The organism is Vasconcelosia minhoensis LEGE 07310 (genome assembly GCF_015207255.1).
In the GTDB taxonomy this organism is placed as follows: Bacteria; Cyanobacteriota; Cyanobacteriia; order Phormidesmidales; family Phormidesmidaceae; genus Vasconcelosia; species Vasconcelosia minhoensis.
Map to the genome: position 1 here is coordinate 87891 of NZ_JADEXG010000010.1, position 20884 is coordinate 108774.

Below are 20884 nucleotides of genomic sequence, written 5' to 3' on the forward strand. Positions count from 1 at the left end.
GCGAGGCCCACATCTTTACATTGTGTCACCCAATTTCTAGGTTCGGGCTCTAGATAAACCGTTCCTTGATAATGCTTCAGCAGCTCGATGATACATCTCACGATAGGAAACAGTCTACCGCTAATTTATACCGACTTTAATAACTGGCCTGGATTTGCTTTGTTTGTGTAATCTTTAGGCTCTCTAACTTGTAAATCCCTGCGTAGTTTCAGTAAATAGTAATATCAGCAAAATAACTAACCCTGATTCTTAGGATTAGTTTGTTCCGATTCTAACGTAGGGAGTTACTTTTTAATATTGTCTTACACGTTAGGTCTAATGGCTTCCGAGAGCCTATCAGGATGACCACCTGAACGCCTAGAAACCCGGTTTTTACAACAGAAAACCGCAGAATTTATAGCTGCCAGCAAAGCAATTAATCAGAATGCATCCCAATTTTGAAATAAGCATAAATACTCAGAACCGAATCCTTTCTAAATCAAAGGCTTTGAAACGTTGTCTCAAACTTGGACTTACAAGACTGGGGTGCACTCATTAATCGGCTGTAATTCAGATTATTCAGCAACAGCTGAATGCAAAGAACCCTTCCAAAAAGGGTAGAGCGCCGATCGGACTTTCTCAGTATTATTACTTAGAAAGTTATACAATACTTTAAACTATCTTGTGAGTTTTTGCTGATGATTCAATCCCAGCCAGCAGTTTTAGTCACGGGCGGTGCTGGATATATCGGCTCCCACGTCGTCAAAGCACTCCAAACAAAGGGCTATTCCGTAATTATACTGGATAGCTTGGTATACGGTCATCGCGACATTGTAGAGCAGGTGCTGCAAGCGGAATTGGTGGTCGGCGATATTTGCGATCGCGCCCTGCTAGACCATCTCTTTGCCACTCGTGAAATCGTCGCAGTCATGCACTTCGCCGCCTACGCCTATGTCGGCGAGTCGGTCACAAACCCGGCCAAATACTACCGGAATAACGTCGCTGGGACGCTGACGCTGCTGGAGGCTATGGTCGCGGCCTCGGTCAAAAAGCTGGTTTTCTCATCGACCTGCGCCACTTACGGTATCCCTAAGCAGGTCCCGATCCCAGAAACCCATCCGCAGGCTCCGATTAACCCCTATGGAACCAGCAAGCTCATAGTTGAGCAAATGCTGGCCGATTTTGACGCCGCCTACGGGCTGAAGTCCGTCTGCTTTCGCTACTTCAACGCTGCTGGGGCCGACCCCGAAGGCCAACTGGGCGAGGACCATAGTCCCGAGCCCCATCTGATTCCGCTAGTTTTGCTCACGGCTCTGGGTCAGCGAGACTCCATTTCCATTTTTGGCGATCGCTATCCCACCCCAGACGGCACCTGTATCAGAGACTACATCCATGTCTGTGATCTCGCTGACGCCCATCTGCTGGGGCTGGAATATTTGCTTGAGCAGGACACCAGCCAAACCTTCAACTTAAGCAACGGCAGCGGTTTCTCAGTCAGAGCGGTGATTGATACCGTTCAACGAGTGACTCAGCGGGAGCTAACAGTGCAGATTTGTCCGGCTCGTGCAGGTGACCCTCCCATCCTCGTAGGAAGCTGCGATCGGGCAAGAGAAATTTTAGGTTGGCAGCCCCAATTCCCACAGCTTGAAACCATGCTGCACCACGCCTGGGCCTGGCATCAAAAACGTCATAAAAGTCACGTAAATGGTCCCAGAAGAAAACTAGAGAAAACGTCTCATAGAGAATTGGTGTCAGCTTCAGCAGCAGGTAGGCATTAGTTTTACTCAGTTTCTTTGGTTTAAGCTTTCGTCGTCAAATTTAATCCATGAAGATTTCAACAGTCTTGAAGCTGGGCGATTTCTGGAAGTCTAATGTATTGACTTCTATAAACTTCGATTTTGATTGTTCAGTATTGGCTCAAACATCATGTCAGGTAGCTCGCTCGACAACCCTTTAGTATCCGTCATTGTCCCGGCTTACAATGCCGAGAAGTTTATTGCTGAAACGCTTGACTCAGTGATGGCTCAGACCTATAGCAATTTAGAAGTGCTAGTTGTAGACGATGGCTCCCAGGATCGAACGGGTGAAATCGTTGCCGCTTATACGCAAAAGAATAGGCGAATTCGGCTCTTAAGACAGCAAAACGCCGGGGTTGCCGCAGCTCGAAATTTTGCGATCGCGCAGTCTACCGGCGAATTTATCGCGCCCCTAGACGCTGACGACATCTGGTATCCCGAAAATCTAGAGCAGCAGGTTCAGCGCCTGATTGAGACAAATGCCGGTCTGACCTATGCCTGGTCTTTGGATATTGATGCGACTAACCAACCCATTGGCGGATTCCGCGCTTCTAGAATCTCCGGTCGAGTTTATAAAACGCTGGCATGCCACAATTTCATTGGCAATGCCAGCGCCGCTGTCTTCCGTCGGAGCTGTGTAGAACAGGTCGGCGGATATCGCAGCGATTTTCAGCAGCAGGGGGCTCAGGGCTGTGAAGATTGGGACCTCTACCTGCGAATCGCTGAATACTCTTCATTCCAGTCAGTGCCCCAGTTTCTGATTGGCTATCGCAAAGCTGACAGCACCATGTCAAGAGACTTCTGCCGCATGGCAAAATCCCATAATCTCATGTTACAACAGGTGCATCAACATCATCAGGATATTCCAGCATGGCTCTATCGGCTCTCTTGTAGCAGCTTCTATATGTATTTAGCGCGCCAAAGCGACCAGTGTGGCGACCCTGACCAAACCCTAGCCTGGCTTCGGGCTGCCTTTAAAGCCGACTGGCTGACGCCGCCGTTGCGCTACGGTTTCTATAGTCTATTTCTCAAGAGCTGTTGGTACAAGCATTGTTCGCCATCCAAAATTCCTAACTTATCTTCACAGCTAGCTGTTCCTAGGTCAGGATTGCCTATCTTTTCTCCCGCTTCATTTAGCTTGCAGTTTAAGCTTTTACTCGGTCAGCTCTTGCATCAGCTACTTCAGATCAGTTAACCTCTTAATATTTGTTTATAGTATGCTTTACCCAATTAAAGTCATTGATATTGAACTCAGCCGCCCAATCACCTCGATCGAGAATTTAGAAGGTTATTTAGGATTACAAGCTTTGGTCCGGCTGCACGGAGTGCCCTTGGGCTATGTCAAGGCTCCAGTTACCCTAGGTCACTGTACAGCAGAGAGTCTTAGCAAACTGATTTTGGAGCAGCATAGCTGGTCAATCATCTGTCAGCTACTGAAAAATGGGCTGGTATCACTTCAGCGACCTGAGGAGTTAACCCTAGAGGCTTTGATTGATCTTCCTCCAGCAGAATATGCTGGAGAGTGGCCGCTGGTCACGGTAGCGGTATGTACCCGCGATCGCCCCGAGGACATGAAACTCTGCCTTGAGGCGATTACCCAGCTGGACTACCCACACCTTGATATCCTAGTCGTCGATAACGCGCCCCAAACGGAAGCGACAAAAGAGCTTTTAGAGCACCATTATCCTCAGGTGCGATACGTACGAGAGCCGCGACCAGGGCTGGACTGGGCGCGCAACCGGGCCATCCTAGAAGCCAAGGGCGAGATTATTGCTTACACTGATGATGATGTGGTAGTTGATCCTGGCTGGGTGAAGGGACTGGCCCAGGTATTTGCAGAAAATCCAGAGGTAATGGCGGTAACCGGGCTAGTTGTCCCCTATGAACTTGAAACATATTCACAGGTTTTATTTGAAAGCTATGGAGGATTTGGGCGAGGCTTTAAAACGCGTTGGTACCGTTACAATCCCGAAGACAGATTGAAGGCAGCCTCTCTATATGGTGCTTCAGGCAAGTTTGGTACGGGAGCCAATATGGCCTATCGCGTCTCGCTATTTGAAAGGGTTGGTGGATTTGATCCCGCTATGGATGTCGGTACTGTTACGAACGGCGGCGGAGACCTCGAAATGTTCTTTCGAGTCATCAAAGAACATTACCCATTGGTATATGAGCCTCGCGCCTTGGTTCGTCATCGCCATCGCCGAGAACGCCAGAAGTTACAGTCGCAAATTGCGAATAACGGCATTGGACTTTATGCTTACTTCACCTGTTGTTCACGCAATTATCCAGACGAGCGATGGGCATTTATTAAGCTAAGCATTTTCTGGATTCGATGGTGGCTTTTAGCCCGGCTCTGGAAGTCCTTTAAATATCCTCAAAGCTTTCCTCGCCAATTCATTTGGAATGAATTAAAAGGCTGCTTTATTGGCTTGACACGCTACCAAAGAGCAAAACGGGACGCGATAGCAGTTGCACAAGATTATAGGCGCGAGCCTGAAGTCAAATTTCCTAAGCCTACTAGAACTAAGGTTTTAAGGGAAAAAAGGGTAAATCAAGTAGCAGTTCAGACAGTTGACATCGCTCAGCCTTTAAAGTCAATCCTAGATACAACTGGGTACCAATTCATTCAACTTTTTGTTTTTTGGCAAGATGAACCTTTAGGGACGGTTCGAATCCAAAATGACTTTCAACCCTTTTCTGTAGACCGCTTAGCTGACAGGATTGCCGAACATTTTGGAACGAAGCTTCTTGATCGCAAGTTAACCCTGACCACCGACGAGTTGCGATGGTCAAGAGCATATGACGTATTGAGCGAAAAACTACTTTCCTTAGCAACAGACCCATATAGCCCAACAGCTCTGCCAAGTTCCATTCCAATATCAATAGCCTTGGCAACCTATGACCGCCCAAATGACTTGTGTAATTGTCTGAACCACTTACTTGCTCAGCAGTCACCGCGCAGTATTGAAATCATCGTTATAGACAACCATCCAGATTCGGGATTAACACCACCTGTCGTTGCTAAATTCCCTGGTGTAAAGCTTGTCAGTGAGCCACGCAAAGGTTTGGCCTACGCTCGTAATGCTGGCTTCGCAGCTAGCACCGGAGAAATTGTTATAGCCACGGATGATGATGTAACTCCACCACCCGACTGGATCGAGAAGCTGCTTGCTCCCTTTGTCCGACCTGATGTCATGGTTGTAACAGGGAATGTTCTTCCTATTCAGCTCGAAACTCTTTCTCAACAAGCTTTTGAGAGTTATGGAGGGTTAGGCAAAGGCTTCAAAAGATTTGAGGTTGATGGGAACTGGTTTGAATCCTTTGAAAATAGAGCTGTTCCAACGTGGGAACTAGGAGCAACTGCCAACGCTGCATTCCGAGCCAGCATATTCAGCCATACTGATATTGGTCTAATGGAGGAAGCTTTAGGACCTGGGATGCCTTCTGGCGTTGGGGAAGATACTTATTTATTTTATAAAGTTCTTAAAGCGGGCTATACGTTAGTCTACGAGCCTGAAGCCTTTGTGTGGCATAAGCACCGTCAGGACAACGCAGCCTTACGGCGCCAAATTTATAATTACAGTAAAGGCGGTCCATCATATCATCTAGTAACTTTTCTAAAGGATAGAGATTTGCGCGGGTTACGACGAGTACTCGTCGAAATCCCTTTACTCTTTCTCTGGCGTATTCAAGCGCGTATTCGGAAATGGACAAACTACCCTATGTCATTACTCTTTCTAGAAATGATTGGTAATTTTGCTGGTCCATGGTCCCTTTGGCAGTCCTATCGACGAGTTAGGCATGAGGGGCGTAGCCGACCTTATATTCCGATCTCTCAACGCTAGCAAGAAACAATGAAGAAAGCAATTGATTAGGACTCCCCCGAGTTAAAACAAACCTGATGGAATAGTGCTAATGTCATTTCTAAGTTCCTCTGCCCAATCTACTTTTCGTCCGATTAAAGTTGTTGAGATTGAACTGAGCCAACCGTTACCAAGTTTTGAGGGATTAGTCCGCTATGAATTTCTCCAGATTCTAGTGCGATTACACAGTAGTCCTTTGGGTTATTTGACTTTACCCTTACCGAATGGTAAGTGCTCTGCGAGCACAATCAAAGTAGCTATCCTTAAAGAACTCAACTGGAAACTAATTCAGAATCTCACGATAAATGCGTTGGCAACTGGCGACTTACGCAAAGGACTGCCAATTCAGGATGTAGTTCAGGGAATATATCCGGCACAACCATTAGAAGATTATCCACTGGTCACCGTATGTGTGTGTACACGCAATCGTACCGAAAATTTGCAGATCTGTCTGGATACCCTAGTCCAGCTGGATTATCCCAATTTAGAGCTCTTAGTCGTCGATAATGCCCCTTCAGATGATTCGACAGAAAAGCTTGTAAGTAGTTATTCCAATGTCCGCTACATACAAGAATTACGCCCAGGATTAAGTTGGGCACGGAACCGGGCGCTGAAAGAGGCTCGAGGAGAATTTCTGGCGTACACTGATGATGACGTTCTGGTTGACAAGAATTGGGTCACGGCTCTTGTGAAAACGTTTCAACAATATTCAGAAGCAGTCGCCGTAACGGGCTTGGTTGCTCCCTACGAACTTGAGTACAAGTCTCAAATTCTGTTTGAACGTCATGGGGGATTTGGAAAAGGATTTGAGCCAAAAGTTTTTTCTAAGGGCAAAAATCAGGTTGTTCCTTGGTATCTCCTAGGAACCGGTCAGTGCGGGACAGGAGCTAATATGGCGTTTAACCGTCATGCTCTAAGCTCTATGGGAGGATTTAACTCTGCACTAGGAGCAGGAACACCAACACGCGGATGCGAAGACCTGGAAATATTTTTTCAGGTCCTTAAATCAGGGCACTCCTTGGTCTATGAGCCTGCTGCTCTAGTGTGGCATCGGCACCGTCAAGACTATGAATCTTTACGAGTACAGCTAGCCAGCGATGGTGTTGGACTTTACTCCTATTTTCTACACGGCTTTATCAATTATGCTGAAGAACGCTGGTCATTTCTGCTGCTAGCTCTTTGGTGGCTTTGGTATGGCAACCTTCGACACCTTTGGACTTCCTTTAGATACCCAAAACGTTTCCCAAAAGACTTGATTTGGGCCGAGTTTTTAGGATGTTTTCAAGGCATTACAGCCTACTTAAAATCCCAGAGGCAAACCCGGCGACTTGCGATGTTTTCTGACTCCCAAACCTATGGGCTAAAACCTGTAGAACTGAAGAAAACAGAGTTTCTATCAAACGTTACCACTGGCATTACTACTGGTGTTACTAAGCTAGATGCTGTAGCCGTACGTACCCTCGAACTTAGCCAACCTATCCAATCGTTTACTGATGTAGCCGAATACGATCAGGTTCGAATCTTTTTAAACTGGCACAACAGCCCTCTGGGTAGTGTCAATTTAACTCACTCGGGTTGTCCCATTTCAACCGACCAGTTGCGCCAAGCTATTTTTGACGGATTGAAACTCAAAACCTTAGAGTTAAATAAACGACTGAGCAACGATCTCCAATGGTCACAAGTCATGGCAGCCCTGTCCCAAAACTGGCCATTAGCTACAGAAAACATTGAGGGCGAGATTCCTTTGCCACAGGACAAAGCAGTCTCCGTCATTTTAGCTACCTATGATCGCCCTGAGGAATTAAGGAGGGCATTAAACTGTTTAGTTAATCAGATTTCACCACGTACCACTGAAGTTATTGTGGTGGATAACCATCCTGCTTCTGGGTTAACTTCACCTGTTCTAGAAGAGTTTACCTCTGTTCATCTGGTAAACGAGCCCCGAAAAGGACTGGCCTATGCTCGCAACGCCGGTATTGTTGCTAGCCAGGGTGACATTATTGTGATGACTGATGATGATGTGAGTATGCCTCCTACATGGATTGAGCAGTTAGTTTCACCCTTTGCTCGTCCAGATGTCATGGCAGTCACTGGTAATATATTGCCGCTGCAGCTAGAAACTAAATCTCAGCGACTATTTGAAAGTTATGGAGGGTTGGGAAGAGGTTTTGAAGGATTTGAAGTGGATGGCAACTGGTTTGAACTATTTCCCTATAAAGCAGTTCCCACTTGGACTTTGGGCGCAACCGCCAATGCAGCGTTTCGTGCATCAATTTTCCATCATCCACAAATTGGGCTGATGGACGAAGCATTAGGTCCCGGCATGCCGTCAGGAGTGGGTGAAGACACCTACCTCTTCTATAAAGTACTCAAGGCAGGCTACACCATTGTTTATAAGCCCCAAGCTTATGTTTGGCATCAACACCGCCAAACAATGGGCGCATTATACAAGCAGTTATTCAACTACAGCAAAGGTCATGTAGCTTATCACTTGAACACTTGGTTCAAAGATGGTGATTGGCGAGGATTGGTACAAGTTGCTGTAGGTCTGCCAATAGCCCATGCTTCCCGGATCTACCATCGCCTGCGTGGCCGAAGTACCTATCCCGTACACCTGATTCTTTTAGAAATCCTGGGTAACATTAATGGCCCTTGGGGCTTACTCCATTCGCGGCTAAGGGTCTTGTTGAAAGGGAAGAGTGCACCTTACAGACTACCTCTATTCCAGCGAGTAGAGCTATCTGCGAGTTCAACGGCTGGCAAGGAAATAAAACAACAAATAAAAGATTTAAGCCTGAGCACGAATATCGAGCCATGACCATAAAAGACGAACGAGGTATGAATCATGAAACAGCTAGATCAGGCGCTTAATCCAATATCACTGCGAAAGCCTGGATACCTTTGGGATCTGCTAAAATCGCTGGTTGATCGCGACCTAAAGCTCATGTACAAGCGATCGACGCTAGGAATTGCCTGGACGTTAATTAATCCCTTGCTGCAATTGCTAGTTTTCATTTTTGTCTTTCAACTTATTATCAAGATTGATATTCCTCAGTATTCGTCATACGTCTTCACAGGTTTGCTAGCTTGGAACTGGTTTCAGAATTCGCTCTTTCAAGCAACCGGGATTATCATCGATAGTCGTCCGCTTATTCGGCAGCCTGGTTTTCCAAGCGTTACTTTACCAGTCGTCGTCGTAACAACCGGGCTAATTCACTTTATCCTAGCTTTACCAGTTTTAGTAGTTTTTCTATTAATTGATGGTGTTCAGCTGACACCTATAGTATTATGCTTGCCGCTGCTGCAATTGATTCAGTTCGGTTTAACGGTGACTTTATCATACTTTTTGGCTGCAGTTAATGTTACGTTTCGAGATACTCAGCATACGCTCGGGGTTTTGCTCCAGTTTCTGTTTTACCTCACACCCATTTTTTACGAAATAGATAGTATCCCTGAGCGCTTTTGGTATGCTTATGGGCTTAATCCGATGGTGCATATTGTAACCTGCTACCGACAAATTTTAATCTGGGGAGTACAACCCGATTGGCTAGCCTTAGTAATTATTGCAGGTGTAACTTTGATCCTTCTGCCTATTGGATATCGGGTATTCAGACGTCAAAGCCTTCGTTTCGTCGAGGAAATCTAAATGCGTGATGCCATTTTGGTCGAAAATCTAGGCAAACACTTTAACCGCTATCATGTAACAAAGCCCTTCACTATAATGGAGGCAGTTTTGTCAGGTCTTCAGCGCATCAAGCCTGTTGAGCATTTTTGGGCACTGCGGGGAGTCTCCTTCACGGTTGAAGGTGGAAAAATGCTAGGGGTTATTGGCCACAATGGAGCTGGAAAATCTACCCTTTTGCAGCTTTTAGGTAAAGTTGCCCACCCAACTGAAGGCCGCATTAAGATGCGGGGACGAGTAGGGGCTTTGCTCGACTTAGGGGCTGGCTTTCATGGAGATTTGACCGGGCGAGATAATCTTTTCGTAACCGCTATTGTGGCTGGGTTGCGGCGTCAAGAAGTAGCCTATCGGCTTGATCGCATTGTTAAATTCGCTGAGCTTGAAGGGTTCATTGATAATCCTGTTCGTACTTACAGCTCTGGGATGATGATGCGTCTAGCCTTCTCCATCGCGGTACATACTGACCCGGATATCCTCCTTGTCGACGAATTCTTATCGGTAGGGGATTTATCCTTTCAAGTTAAGTGCCTCAATCGCATAACTGAAATGAAAGAACAGGGATGTGCCATTGTCTTAGTCTCTCATGATGTGAGTCAAGTTGAGCGATTATGCGATCGCGCTCTTTGGCTAAAGCAGGGCACAGTCATGGCCTACGGCGAACCCGAAGTGGTGGCAGGGCAATATACCAGTGAAATGCGATCGCAAACCCAGCACCGTACCCCGCATCGTCCTCCGCAGCTGACTCGGACAGGAGCACAGTTACAGGTAAACCAAAACCGTTTCGGCTCCTTGGAAGCTGAGATCATAGATGTGCGTTTCTTACCCAAATCTGCTATAGAATCTGGTGATCGGCTTCAGGTTGAAATTGATTATCGGGCACAACCCACTGTTGACAGCGCTATTTTCAGCGTTGCCGTCAGCCAAGAAGATAGTAAACCCTGTTTGGATGTGAACAGTTTAGAAGCCGGTATCCCCTACATTCCACTTCAAGAAAAGGGAACTATCAGGCTCACTCTCGACCGCCTAGACCTAAGTAGTGGGCAGTATTTTGTGAATGTAGGTATATACAAGCAAGATTGGTCGTATGCGTACGACTACCATTGGCATGTTTATCCCTTAACTGTAGACTCGAAGACGCCATCTAAAGGGATTTTACAGCCTCCTATGCGCTGGGAAGTGGTTTCTTCTAAAACACCTCAGCTGCTTCCTCCGCGCTAATACAGCCTTTCTCAATCCAGTGAGATACATCCATGCCTAAACTCGATCCCCCCAAATGCTACCTATATTGGTTCTAAAAGGTTTCCCCCCTTTTCAAGGGGGGCAGGGGGGATCAAACCCGTACCTCAATTGATTAGGAACCGCTATAATCGTTTTTTACAACTATTCGGGAGCTAAGACCGTCTAAATTTATGGGATGAAAGCCTTGCTCATACATGAACTTTGGTCAAGTATCCTATGGTAGTGCGAACTGTACAGGAGACTTACGATTCTGATTTTTTTGATCAGCTACGTTACGGTGCTCGGCAGTCAGCGGAAGTCATTGTTCCGTTAATTCTAGCTTGGATTAAGCCTAGCAATGTCGTAGACGTTGGCTGTGGAGACGGGACCTGGCTCTCAGTGTTTCAGGCTCAGGGCGTTGAGATCTTGGGTTTAGACGGTAGCTATGTAGAGGCAGATACTTTACAAATTCCAGCAGACTGTTTCAGAGCTTTTGACCTGAGCCAAAGCGTTTTCCTAAATCAAAAGTTTGATTTAGCGATCTCTTTAGAAGTTGCAGAGCACTTACCTGAAGAGAGCGCTCAAGCATTTATAGAAACGCTTGTTGGGCTAAGTGATGTAGTGCTATTTTCAGCGGCTATTCCCCATCAAGGGGGCACTCACCATATCAATGAGCAGTGGCCGAGTTACTGGTTTGGTCTGTTTAAGGCAAAAGGTTACATTGGCCTCGACATTCTACGCGATAGAGTTTGGGATAACCCTGATGTTCAGCCCTGGTATGCCCAGAATAGCTTTCTCTTTGTCCGAAGCGATCGCCTTTCGGATTACCCAGACTTACCCACCTCAGCTCAGAACGATTTTCTAGGAAAGTCAGTCGTTCATCCCACTATTTATTTACAGCACTGTTCCCACCCTTCACCTGACGCTCAGGACGAAGATACCTTTCAAGAACTTACCCAAGCCGTTTGCATTTTAGGGCTCACATTACATCCAAATACTCAACACCCAAATACCGAAATTCAAAGTGGCGATGCGTTGACTATCGAAGTCGCCTACCAGTTTCAGCCCTCGGTAGGAACCGCAATGCTCAATCTATATCTTAGTGACGAAGCCGGAAATATCCTTCTAGATACTAGCGTTCTACTTTCGGCAGAAATGGGCAACGATCCGCAACCCCAGCATATTCAGCTGCAAATAGAGCGGCTAGATTTGGTTCAAGGAACTTACTATATTAACCCTAGTATCTTTTCTACAAACTGGGAGCAGACTTACGACTTGCACTGGCACCGCTATCCTGTCGTGATCAAGGCGTCTGCACCTCAGAGAGGAGTCCTCTATCCCCCTATGGGCTGGAGCTGTAAAGTTCCCGAGGGGAAACAATTGTGAAGCTTTCCTGGCGCTCTCGGCGCTCTTTGGCTGCGCTTGGCTCACGGCTTGGCTCACGGTTGAAAAGGCGCTCTCCGATCTTTGTGCTCATCTTAGGGATTTGTCTTGCAAGCGTATGGGGCAAGGCAGATGTAGCCGCCTCTTCTAATCCCGCTGTCATAGAAATTTTAGATACGCCTATTGGTCGGAGTACTCGCTACATCGGAGCCTGTGAAGGCAACGTCAATTTTGACCTAGCAGATATGACTGATTTAGGCATCAATACCTATCGAATTTATGGAGGAATGTCTCGTTGGGAAACGGAAGATGATGATGGCAGGTATGGTTTACCTACCATTGCTCAGATCAAGGCTGATCCTGATGTGATTCCTTGGGAAAGGTGGGACAGGGTGATGACCCAGCCTAAAGCAGGCACCGACTATGCCTTTTCAGGTGTCCCCACAGAACTGTGGCAGGGTAGCGCTCGCACCATTTTTGAGACGCTTAAGCGAGCCGATATTCGACCTGTCCTGACCATTCGCAATACCGATCCCGGCTGGAACCCGGATTGGGCATTAGAGCTAAATCCTCCCCGTACAGAAGCAGACTGGAATGAGTGGTGGGAACATGTGTTTGCGACGATCTACTGGTTGAATGTGCGCAATGACTATCGGGTGGACGATTTTGAGATTCACAACGAGCCAGACAATCGTCAGCAGGGCTGGGGAGGAAGTCGAAACGATTATTTTAAGTTAGTACAGGTAGCCCATGATGTCGCTGACTTCGTTTACAGCACCTACCTGCCGGGCCGTGATTACCATATTCATGCGCCAGTCACCACCGGTGAGAGCAGCTGGGTCTCTGATGCCTTACAGACGATTCCAGATTTTTTTGATAGTGTCAACATCCATAACTATGCAGAAAATATCGCTGTCTATACCCAACAGGTTCGCCAGTGGATGCAAGGGACCCTGCATGCCGACTCGCCGATTTGGCTAGGAGAATGGGGGACCTATACCACAGGCTATGACGATCTTGCCTTTTCGCTAAGCCTGCTCAAAAATCTAATTCGGGCGGCCCAACCCGGAGCTGCCCATATCTATGGTAGCCACATTTTTTCTCTATATGACTGGGGCCAGGGTGAGGATGGGTTCGCAGGTTTGATCAATGCTAGGGGAGAGCACCGGTTCAGTTATTACGCTTTTCGGATGGGGATTCGAGCCTTGCAGGGTGGTCAGACCGTACTTTCAACAGAATTTTCTCAAAATGACGATTTAACGGCGATCGCGACAAAAAGTACTCCTGAAACCATCTATTTACTGGTTGTAAATGAGGGCAGTTTGACCTATGACCTGACCGCAAACATCTCTACCCTTCTAACTGAGGGGACTGGAACCGTCTGGCAGCTGAGTGACCAAATAGCTGACGAAACGATCAGTAGCCAACCCTTCCAAGCTGGCCGTCTGCCGATCTCTGTCCCGACACAATCGGCCATATTGGTTGAGTTTACGGCTATCTAAACGAATCGCCGGCCCTCGCCCCGGGACGCCTCACTGCACGACCGCAGTCGTCACTGTGAGCGCCCCGGGGCGACGACCCGGCTAGCCAGTCGTGAAGTTGTTTTGGTCGTTGAGCGCCGAGGCTTGTACATTCGCCGCCTGCAGCACCACATCGTCACTAATGCTGATCAAGGCATCCGCTGCGCGCTCTCCGCTGCCCTGGCTAAAGCTCAGGTCCTCAAAGCTGACGCCGCCCATCAGGCTGATCAGGTCTGTGCCTAGCTCAAAGTCGCTGAGGTAGGTGTAGGTGCCGTCATTGAGGGCAAAGGTATCCGCGCCGCTGCCCCCGACCAGGGTGTTGACATTCCCTAAGCCGCCATTGAGCAAGTCATCGCCGGCGCCGGTCTCGATATAGTCGTCGCCTGCCCCGGTGAGGATGTCTTTGTTGCCAGCACTATCTGGGTCAAGCATATAGATGATGTTGTCGCCATCGCCGGCATCCACGCTATCGGTGCCGGTACCGAGACCCAGCGAGTCGCTGCCGCTGCCGCTGGTGATGCTGTAGTTGCCGTTCTCTAGGTAGACCGTATTCTCGCCGTCACCCAGGTCGAGGCTGTTGACTCCACCCCCACCGCTGACGGTGTAGATGAAGTCATCGCCGCTGCCGGTGCTGACGCTATCGTTGCCGCTGCCAAGGCCAATCGTGTTGTTGCCAGAGCCGGTGATAGTGTGGTTACCTGCCGGTGCCCAGAAGTCGTCGTCGCCGCTGCCCAGGTCGATAGTATTGTCTCCGGCTCCATTGCCCGCGGCATAAACGAAGTCGTTGCCGCTGCCGGCTTCGACATAGGTATCCCCATCACTGATGCCGATGGTATCGTTGCCTGCCTTGCCACCGATGGTGTCGTTGCCTTCGCTGCCCGACCAGATGTTGTCATCGCCGGCGGTGCCGGCAATCACGTCGTTGGGAGATTTACCGGTGTTGAACTCGGCATCGGTGTTGCTGAACAGGTCGCCCTCATAGGTCTGCCCGGCTTGGAAGGCGTTGCCGACGACGATGTTGTCGGTGTTGACGTAGATAGTGGCGGCTTTGCCGTTGACGGTGGGGACAACTTCGATAGCGAGGGCTTGGCTATCGCTGAGGCCGCCGGAGTCGGTGACGCTGACGTCGAGGTTGTAGGTGTTGTCGCTGCCGCTGTCTTGGGGGTTTTCGAAGTCGGGGGCGCTGTTGAAGCTGACCACGCCGCTACTGGCGTCGATGCTGAATAGGGACTCATCGACGCCGCCGGTGAGGCTGTAGGTGAGGCCGCTGCCCTCGCTGTCTGTGTCGTCGCTGGTTTCAACGTCGATGGCGGTGGTTTGGTTTTCCGGTACGCTGTTGCTGTCGGGGCTGGTGATGGTGGGAGCGCTATTCTCGTTGACGTCGGTGACCTCAATCGCCAGGGCTTGGCTATCGCTGAGGCCGCCGGAGTCGGTGACGCTGACTTCGAGGTTGTAGGTGTTGTCGCTGCCGCTGTCTTGGGGGTTTTCGAAGTCGGGGGCGCTGTTGAAGCTGACCACGCCGCTACTGGCGTCGATGCTGAATAGGGACTCATCGACGCCGCCGGTGAGGCTGTAGGTGAGGCCGCTGCCCTCGCTGTCTGTGTCGTCGCTGGTTTCAACGTCGATGGCGGTGGTTTGGTTTTCCGGTACGCTGTTGCTGTCGGGGCTGGTGATGGTGGGAGCGCTATTCTCGTTGACGTCGGTGACCTCAATCGCCAGGGCTTGGCTATCGCTGAGGCCGCCGGAGTCGGTGACGCTGACTTCGAGGTTGTAGGTGTTGTCGCTGCCGCTGTCTTGGGGGTTTTCGAAGTCGGGGGCGCTGTTGAAGCTGACCACGCCGCTACTGGCGTCGATGCTGAATAGGGACTCATCGACGCCGCCGGTGAGGCTGTAGGTGAGGCCGCTGCCTTCGCTGTCTGTGTCGTCGCTGGTTTCAACGTCGATGGCGGTGGTTTGGTTTTCCGGTACGCTGTTGCTGGCGGGGCTGGTGATGGTGGGAGCCTGGTTGGCACGGCGACCAAACACCACGTAGCTCTCGCCAGAAGAGCCGCCGTTGGGGTTAGCACCGTCTGCGCCAATAATCAGGTCATCGATGCCGTCGCCGTTGAGGTCCCCGGCCCCGCTCACCGAACGGCCGGAGAGGTCACCGGCATCAATGCCGTTAAGCACAAAGCCGTTACTGCCATTCAGGCTAGAGAGCTCTAAACTGCCGCTGTTACCGACAGCGCTGCCGCCAAACACCACGTAGCTCTCGCCAGAATAGCTGCCGTTGGGGTCGGCCAGGAATGCGCCAATAATCAGGTCATCGATGCCGTCGCCGTTGAGGTCCCCGGCTCCGCTCACCGAAATGCCGGAGCGGTCATTGGCATCAATGCCGTTAAGCACAAAGCCGTTGCTGCCGTCTAGATCAGAGAGCTCTAAACTGCTGCTAAAGCCAGATGCGCGGCCAAACACCACGTAGCTCTCGCCAGAACCGCTGCCGTTGGGGTCGGCCAGGTCTGCGCCAATAATCAGGTCATCGATGCCGTCGCCGTTGAGGTCCCCGGCCCCGCTCACTGAACGGCCAGAGAAGTCACTGGCATCAATGCCGTTAAGCACAAAGCCGTTGCTGCCATCCAGGTTAGAGAGCTCTAAACTACCGCTGTTACCGACATCGCTGCCGCCAAACACCACGTAGCTCTCGCCCGCTTGGTTGGTGCCGTTGGGGGCGGCCAGGACTGCGCCAATAATCAGGTCATCGATGCCGTCGCCGTTGAGGTCCCCGGCCCCGCTCACCGAAAAGCCGGAGCGGTCACCGGCAGCAATGCCGTTCAGCACAAAGCCGTTGCTGCCATTCAGGCTAGAGAGTTCTAAACTACCGCTGTTACCGACAGCGCTGCCGCCAAACACCACGTAGCTCTCGCCAGAATAGCTGCCGTTGGGGTCGGCCAGGAATGCGCCAATAATCAGGTCATCGATGCCGTCGCCGTTGAGGTCCCCGGCCCCGCTCACCGAAAAGCCGGAGCGGTCATAGGCATCAATGCCGTTAAGCACAAAGCCGTTGCTGCCATCCAGGTTAGAGAGCTCTAAACTGCTGCTGCTACCGACAGCGCTGCCGCCAAACACCACGTAGCTCTCGCCAGAATAGCTGCCGTTGGGGTCGGCACCGTATGCACCAATAATCAGGTCATCGATGCCGTCGCCGTTGAGGTCCCCGGCCCCGCTCACCGAAATGCCGGAGCGGTCACCGGCATCAATGCCGTTAAGCACAAAGCCGTTGCTGCCATCCAGGTTAGAGAGCTCTAAACTGCTGCTAAAGCCAGATGCGCTGCCAAACACCACGTAGCTCTCGCCAGAAGAGCCGCCGTTGGGGTCGGCCAGGAATGCGCCAATAATCAGGTCATCGATGCCGTCGCCGTTGAGGTCCCCGGCCCCGCTCACCGAACGGCCAGAGCGGTCACCGGCATCAATGCCGTTCAGCACAAAGCCGTTGCTGCCGTCTAGATCAGAGAGGTTTAAGACTGAGTTAAATGCCATGGTGGTTCTATTTATACGAATAGGTCTAAGTGAATTCTCGGAAGTTATATTTTAAAATTTACCATCGGCTACCTGCTCTCCGATTCTGCATCGGTAAGTTTTGGATAAAATTTTACAAACGTGCGCCATGGGTATAGTTTGCAAAAAGTAGAAGCCTTTCCCCTTCTCCCCGAGGAGAAAGGGGAAAGGAACTCGGCCCGAAAGCTGAGCAAAACTCAAAGTCCCTCGCCCGGGGGAGAGGGATTTAGGGTGAGGGCTGGCAAAACTGGGATGCGCATGCGTGCTGCTGCCTGCACTGAGCCGGTGACGACTGGGGTAGCGCAGTCGTCACCGGCTCAGGCATCCCATTGCGAGGACCCGCCTAGCCAGTCGTGAAGTTGTTCTGGTCGTTGAGCGCCGATGCTTGTACATTCGCCGCCTGCAGCACCACATCGTCACTAATGCTGATCAAGGCATCCGCTGCGCGCTCTCCGCTGCCCTGGCTAAAGCTCAGGTCCTCAAAGCTGACGCCGCCCATCAGGCTAATCAGGTCTGTGCCTAACTCAAAGTCGCTGATATTAGGTGTAGGTGTTATCGTGCAGGGCAAAGGTATCCGCGCCGCTGCCCCCTATCAGGGTGTTGATATTCCCTAAGCCGCCGTTGAGCAAGTCATCGCCCCCGTCCATTAGTCGGGTCACCCTGGTGAGTCACCCACAGAAAGCACCCGTCGAATCTCGTCATTGCGAAAGCCGATCGCCATGGGGCGACGCACCCCCGGTATCACCGCCACGTCATACAGCTCCGCGATCACGCCTTCGATGCGCAGGGTATGCACCAAATCCCCACTGCGCAGGTCAATCACGCCCAACCCACAGCGCGGAGTCGCGCCCTTGGCCGTCAGGGCGTCATCCAAGGGCAACCCCTGAAAGCTTTTGTTGTGCCGCGGCTCGGAAAGCCCCACCACGGCAAAATCACCCGCAAAAGCCAGCCCCCGCAGATACCCCGGACAAAAGGTCACCGCTTCAAACCGGCCCGTGGCCACATCCACATAGCCAAACTCTCCCCTTCCCGAGTTCAGCAGCCAGAGCTGGCCGCGATACCACCGAGGCGAATGGGGCATCGACAGCCCCGTGGCGATCACTTCATTGCTCTCAATATCCACCACACAACCGCCATCGACCCGCTGGTCGCGCCAGCCATCGGCCACATCGCTTTGGCTGATGGCCGTGACATAGCGCGGCTGTCCATCGCGTAGGGCTAAGCCATTTAAATGGCACCGATCCTCTGCTGCCAGCTTGCTAATAAACGGGGGCTGCCAGACCGGGACAAAGCTGTGGGTTGCACTGGGCTGCGCCAGACAGCTAAAGAGCGTGTTCACAAAAACGGGGTTTTCATGCTCAGTGCTTGCCGATGCCCTATCGCTTTTGCCTGGTGCCTGGGCAATGACCACATCGTGGATGTCTAGATCCCCCGTGACATAGCTCATTTGCGGGACGTAGAGGGCGTCGTAGCCCTGGTAGTTCTGCCCCGCCGGGAGCGTATTCTCAAACCGCCAGAGCTGGTATAGGGTACTGAGCCAGAGGGTGCTGTCTTGAATGCAGAGACCCATGCAGCGCTCAAAGGTGCGTTCAAACACGGAGAGCCTGCCATCGGGCTGGAGGCCAAGCCAAAACATCTTGCCTGCCTGGTAAGTGGTGAAGGCGAGGCTTAACGGTTGTTCAGCCAGCCAGGCCGTGAATTGACGCGACCCAGTTATTTCTAACCGGGGGTTAGACGCACCAGCGGAAATCGAGGCGGGGAGGCTCATGATAGGAAACGTACCTTGCTGAATAGAGCGGTCAAACTTGCGATCCTGAATAGGGCAGTCAAACTTGCGATCGCAGCACAAGCTGTAGGTGAGGGCGCTATGCCCCCACCGAACGCAGTCATCGATTGTCAGTTAAAAAAATGCTGTAATTGCCTTAAATCAGAGCTGCTTTTATGAAAAGAACCGATGAGATATCCTTACGAAGCTTTCGTGAAAGCGACTTGAATGAAGTTTGTCATGGCTTCTGCAATTATACGATCTGATCGCATCGAATTCCAGGCTCTCGCACGAGGCTACAGCAGCCTGAGTCTTAGAACGATTCCCTAAAGCTTTCGCGACGATCTCCTCTGACGCAGCACTGCGACTACGTTGGCAGGCCGGGGGCCTACCCAGAGAGCTCTAAACTGCTGCTAAAGCCGGCTGCGCTACCATACACCCCGTAGCTCTCGCCAGAAATGCCGGTGAATCTCACCCTCACATCGGTAAACGTGATTGTTGGCTACACCGGGACGCCTCACTGCGCGACCGCAGTCGTCACTGTGAGCGTCCCGGTACGGCGACCCGGCTAGCCAGTCGTGAAGTTGTTTTGGTCGTTGAGCGCCGAGGCTTGTATATTCGCCGCCTGCAGCACCACATTGTCACTAATGCTGATCAAGGTATCCGCTGCGCGCTCTCCGCTGCCCTGGCTAAAGCTCAGGTCCTCAAAGCTGACGCCGCCCATCAGGCTGATCAGGTCTGTGCCTAGCTCAAAGTCGCTGAGGTAGGTGTAGGTGCCGTCATTGAGGGCAAAGGTATCCGCGCCGCTGCCCCCTATCAGGGTGTTGACATTCCCCAGGCCGCCGTTGAGCAAGTCATCGCCGGCGCCGGTCTCGATGTAGTCGTCGCCTGCCCCGGTGAGGATGTCTTTGTTCCCGGCACTATCGGGGTCAAGCATATAGATGATGTTGTCGCCATCGCCAGCATCCACGCTATCGGTGCCGGTGCCGAGACCCAGCGAGTCGCTGCCGCTGCCGCTGGTGATGCTGTAGTTGCCGTTCTCTAGGTAGACCGTATTCTCGCCGTCACCCAGGTCGAGGCTGTTGACTCCACCCCCACCGTTGACGGTGTAGATGAAGTCATCGCCACTGCCGGTGCTGACGCTATCGTTGCCGGTGCCAAGGCCAATCGTGTTGTTGCCAGAGCCGGTGAGGGTATGGTTTCCGGCCGGTGCCCAGAAGTCGTCGTCGCCGCTGCCCAGGTCGATAGTATTGTCGCCGGCTCCATTGCCCGCGGCATAGACGAAGTCGTTGCCGCTGCCGGCTTCGACATAGGTATCCCCATCACTGATGCCGATGATATCGTTGCCGGCTTTAGCACCGATGGTGTCGTTGCCTTCGCTGCCCGACCAGATGTTGTCGTCGCCGTCGGTGCCGGCAATCACGTCGTCGGGAGATTTACCGCTGTTGAACTCGGCATCGGTGTTGCTGAACAGGTCGCCCTCATAGGATTGTCCGGCTTGGAAGGCGTTGCCGACGACGATGTTGTCGGTGTTGACGTAGATAGTGGCGGCTTTGCCGTTGACGGTGGGGACAACCTCAATCGCTAGGGCTTGGCTATCGCTGAGGCCGCCGGAGTCGGTGACGCTGACTTCGAGGTTGTAGGTATTGTCGCTGCCGCTGTCTTGGGGGTTTTCGAAGTCGGGGGCGCTGTTGAAGCTGACCACGCCGCTACTGGCGTCGATGTTGAATAGGGCCGCATCGACGCCGCCGGTGAGGCTGTAGGTGAGGCCGCTGCCTTCGCTGTCTGTGTCGTCGCTGGTTTCGACGTCGATGGCAGTGGTTTGGTTTTCCGGTACGCTGTTGCTGTCGGGGCTGGTGATGGTGGGAGCCTGGTTGGCACGGCGACCAAACACCACGTAGCTCTCGCCAGAAGAGCCGCCGTTGGGGTTAGCACCGTCTGCGCCAATAATCAGGTCATCGATGCCGTCGCCGTTGAGGTCCCCGGCCCCGCTCACCGAACGGCCGGAGAGGTCACCGGCATCAATGCCGTTAAGCACAAAGCCGTTACTGCCATTCAGGCTAGAGAGCTCTAAACTGCCGCTGTTACCGACAGCGCTGCCGCCAAACACCACGTAGCTCTCGCCAGAATAGCTGCCGTTGGGG

The 20884-nt window shown here is 51.4% G+C and carries 11 protein-coding genes and 1 pseudogene; 8 read left to right on the plus strand and 4 right to left on the minus strand.

The window, feature by feature from the left end:
- Nucleotides 1-677: 677 nt before the first annotated feature.
- The 8 genes from galE to IQ241_RS06465 all read left to right on the plus strand — a co-directional run bounded on the left by galE (nt 678) and on the right by IQ241_RS06465 (nt 13423).
- Nucleotides 678-1757, plus strand: a complete 1080-nt coding sequence (galE, locus tag IQ241_RS06430) for a UDP-glucose 4-epimerase GalE (protein WP_193905594.1) — start codon at nt 678-680, stop codon at nt 1755-1757.
- Nucleotides 1758-1905: 148 nt separating this feature from the next.
- On the plus strand, nt 1906-2970 hold the full coding sequence (locus IQ241_RS06435) for a glycosyltransferase family 2 protein (protein ID WP_193905595.1): 1065 nt from the start codon (nt 1906-1908) through the stop codon (nt 2968-2970).
- A 22-nt stretch (nt 2971-2992) separates the two neighbouring features.
- A complete protein-coding gene (locus tag IQ241_RS06440) occupies nt 2993-5620 on the plus strand; it encodes a glycosyltransferase family 2 protein (protein WP_193905596.1) in 2628 nt (875 codons plus the stop codon).
- A 70-nt stretch (nt 5621-5690) separates the two neighbouring features.
- Complete coding sequence (locus IQ241_RS06445; RefSeq protein WP_193905597.1) at nt 5691-8456, plus strand: glycosyltransferase family 2 protein; 2766 nt, start codon at nt 5691-5693, stop codon at nt 8454-8456.
- A gap of 27 nt (nt 8457-8483) precedes the next feature.
- A complete protein-coding gene (locus tag IQ241_RS06450; protein ID WP_193905598.1) occupies nt 8484-9284 on the plus strand; it encodes an ABC transporter permease in 801 nt (266 codons plus the stop codon).
- Nucleotides 9285-10538: an ABC transporter ATP-binding protein gene (locus IQ241_RS06455; RefSeq protein ID WP_193905599.1), complete on the plus strand. Its 1254-nt coding sequence runs from the start codon at nt 9285-9287 to the stop codon at nt 10536-10538.
- Nucleotides 10539-10775: 237 nt separating this feature from the next.
- Entirely contained in the window at nt 10776-11924 is a 1149-nt protein-coding gene (locus tag IQ241_RS06460) for a methyltransferase domain-containing protein (protein ID WP_228021436.1), read from the plus strand.
- 242 nt (nt 11925-12166) lie between these two features.
- Nucleotides 12167-13423 carry a hypothetical protein gene (locus IQ241_RS06465; RefSeq protein WP_228021437.1) on the plus strand — a complete coding sequence of 419 codons (1257 nt, stop codon included), beginning with the start codon at nt 12167-12169 and terminating at the stop codon, nt 13421-13423.
- An 81-nt stretch (nt 13424-13504) separates the two neighbouring features.
- Here IQ241_RS06465 and IQ241_RS06470 read toward each other — a convergent pair whose 3' ends face one another.
- The 4 genes and pseudogenes from IQ241_RS06470 to IQ241_RS06485 all read right to left on the minus strand — a co-directional run.
- Nucleotides 13505-16957 carry a beta strand repeat-containing protein gene (locus tag IQ241_RS06470; RefSeq protein ID WP_193905602.1) on the minus strand — a complete coding sequence of 1151 codons (3453 nt, stop codon included), beginning with the start codon at nt 16955-16957 and terminating at the stop codon, nt 13505-13507.
- A gap of 361 nt (nt 16958-17318) precedes the next feature.
- Complete coding sequence (locus IQ241_RS06475; RefSeq protein ID WP_193905603.1) at nt 17319-17543, minus strand: hypothetical protein; 225 nt, start codon at nt 17541-17543, stop codon at nt 17319-17321.
- A gap of 87 nt (nt 17544-17630) precedes the next feature.
- Nucleotides 17631-18743 carry a TIGR03032 family protein gene (locus tag IQ241_RS06480; RefSeq protein WP_193905604.1) on the minus strand — a complete coding sequence of 371 codons (1113 nt, stop codon included), beginning with the start codon at nt 18741-18743 and terminating at the stop codon, nt 17631-17633.
- Between the two features lie 565 nt (nt 18744-19308).
- Nucleotides 19309-20884, minus strand: a pseudogene (locus IQ241_RS06485) (FG-GAP repeat protein); the annotation flags it as partial.

What these genes read in the sequence shown, in the direction of transcription:
- galE (WP_193905594.1), top strand. Translation starts at nt 678, where the DNA reads ATGATTCAATCCCAGCCAGCAGTTTTAGTCACGGGCGGTGCTGGATAT.
- IQ241_RS06480 (WP_193905604.1), bottom strand. Translation starts at nt 18,743, where the DNA reads ATGAGCCTCCCCGCCTCGATTTCCGCTGGTGCGTCTAACCCCCGGTTA.
- IQ241_RS06435 (WP_193905595.1), top strand. Translation starts at nt 1,906, where the DNA reads ATGTCAGGTAGCTCGCTCGACAACCCTTTAGTATCCGTCATTGTCCCG.
- IQ241_RS06465 (WP_228021437.1), top strand. Translation starts at nt 12,167, where the DNA reads ATGACTGATTTAGGCATCAATACCTATCGAATTTATGGAGGAATGTCT.
- IQ241_RS06460 (WP_228021436.1), top strand. Translation starts at nt 10,776, where the DNA reads ATGGTAGTGCGAACTGTACAGGAGACTTACGATTCTGATTTTTTTGAT.
- IQ241_RS06455 (WP_193905599.1), top strand. Translation starts at nt 9,285, where the DNA reads ATGCGTGATGCCATTTTGGTCGAAAATCTAGGCAAACACTTTAACCGC.
- IQ241_RS06440 (WP_193905596.1), top strand. Translation starts at nt 2,993, where the DNA reads ATGCTTTACCCAATTAAAGTCATTGATATTGAACTCAGCCGCCCAATC.
- IQ241_RS06450 (WP_193905598.1), top strand. Translation starts at nt 8,484, where the DNA reads ATGAAACAGCTAGATCAGGCGCTTAATCCAATATCACTGCGAAAGCCT.
- IQ241_RS06445 (WP_193905597.1), top strand. Translation starts at nt 5,691, where the DNA reads ATGTCATTTCTAAGTTCCTCTGCCCAATCTACTTTTCGTCCGATTAAA.
- IQ241_RS06470 (WP_193905602.1), bottom strand. Translation starts at nt 16,957, where the DNA reads ATGGCATTTAACTCAGTCTTAAACCTCTCTGATCTAGACGGCAGCAAC.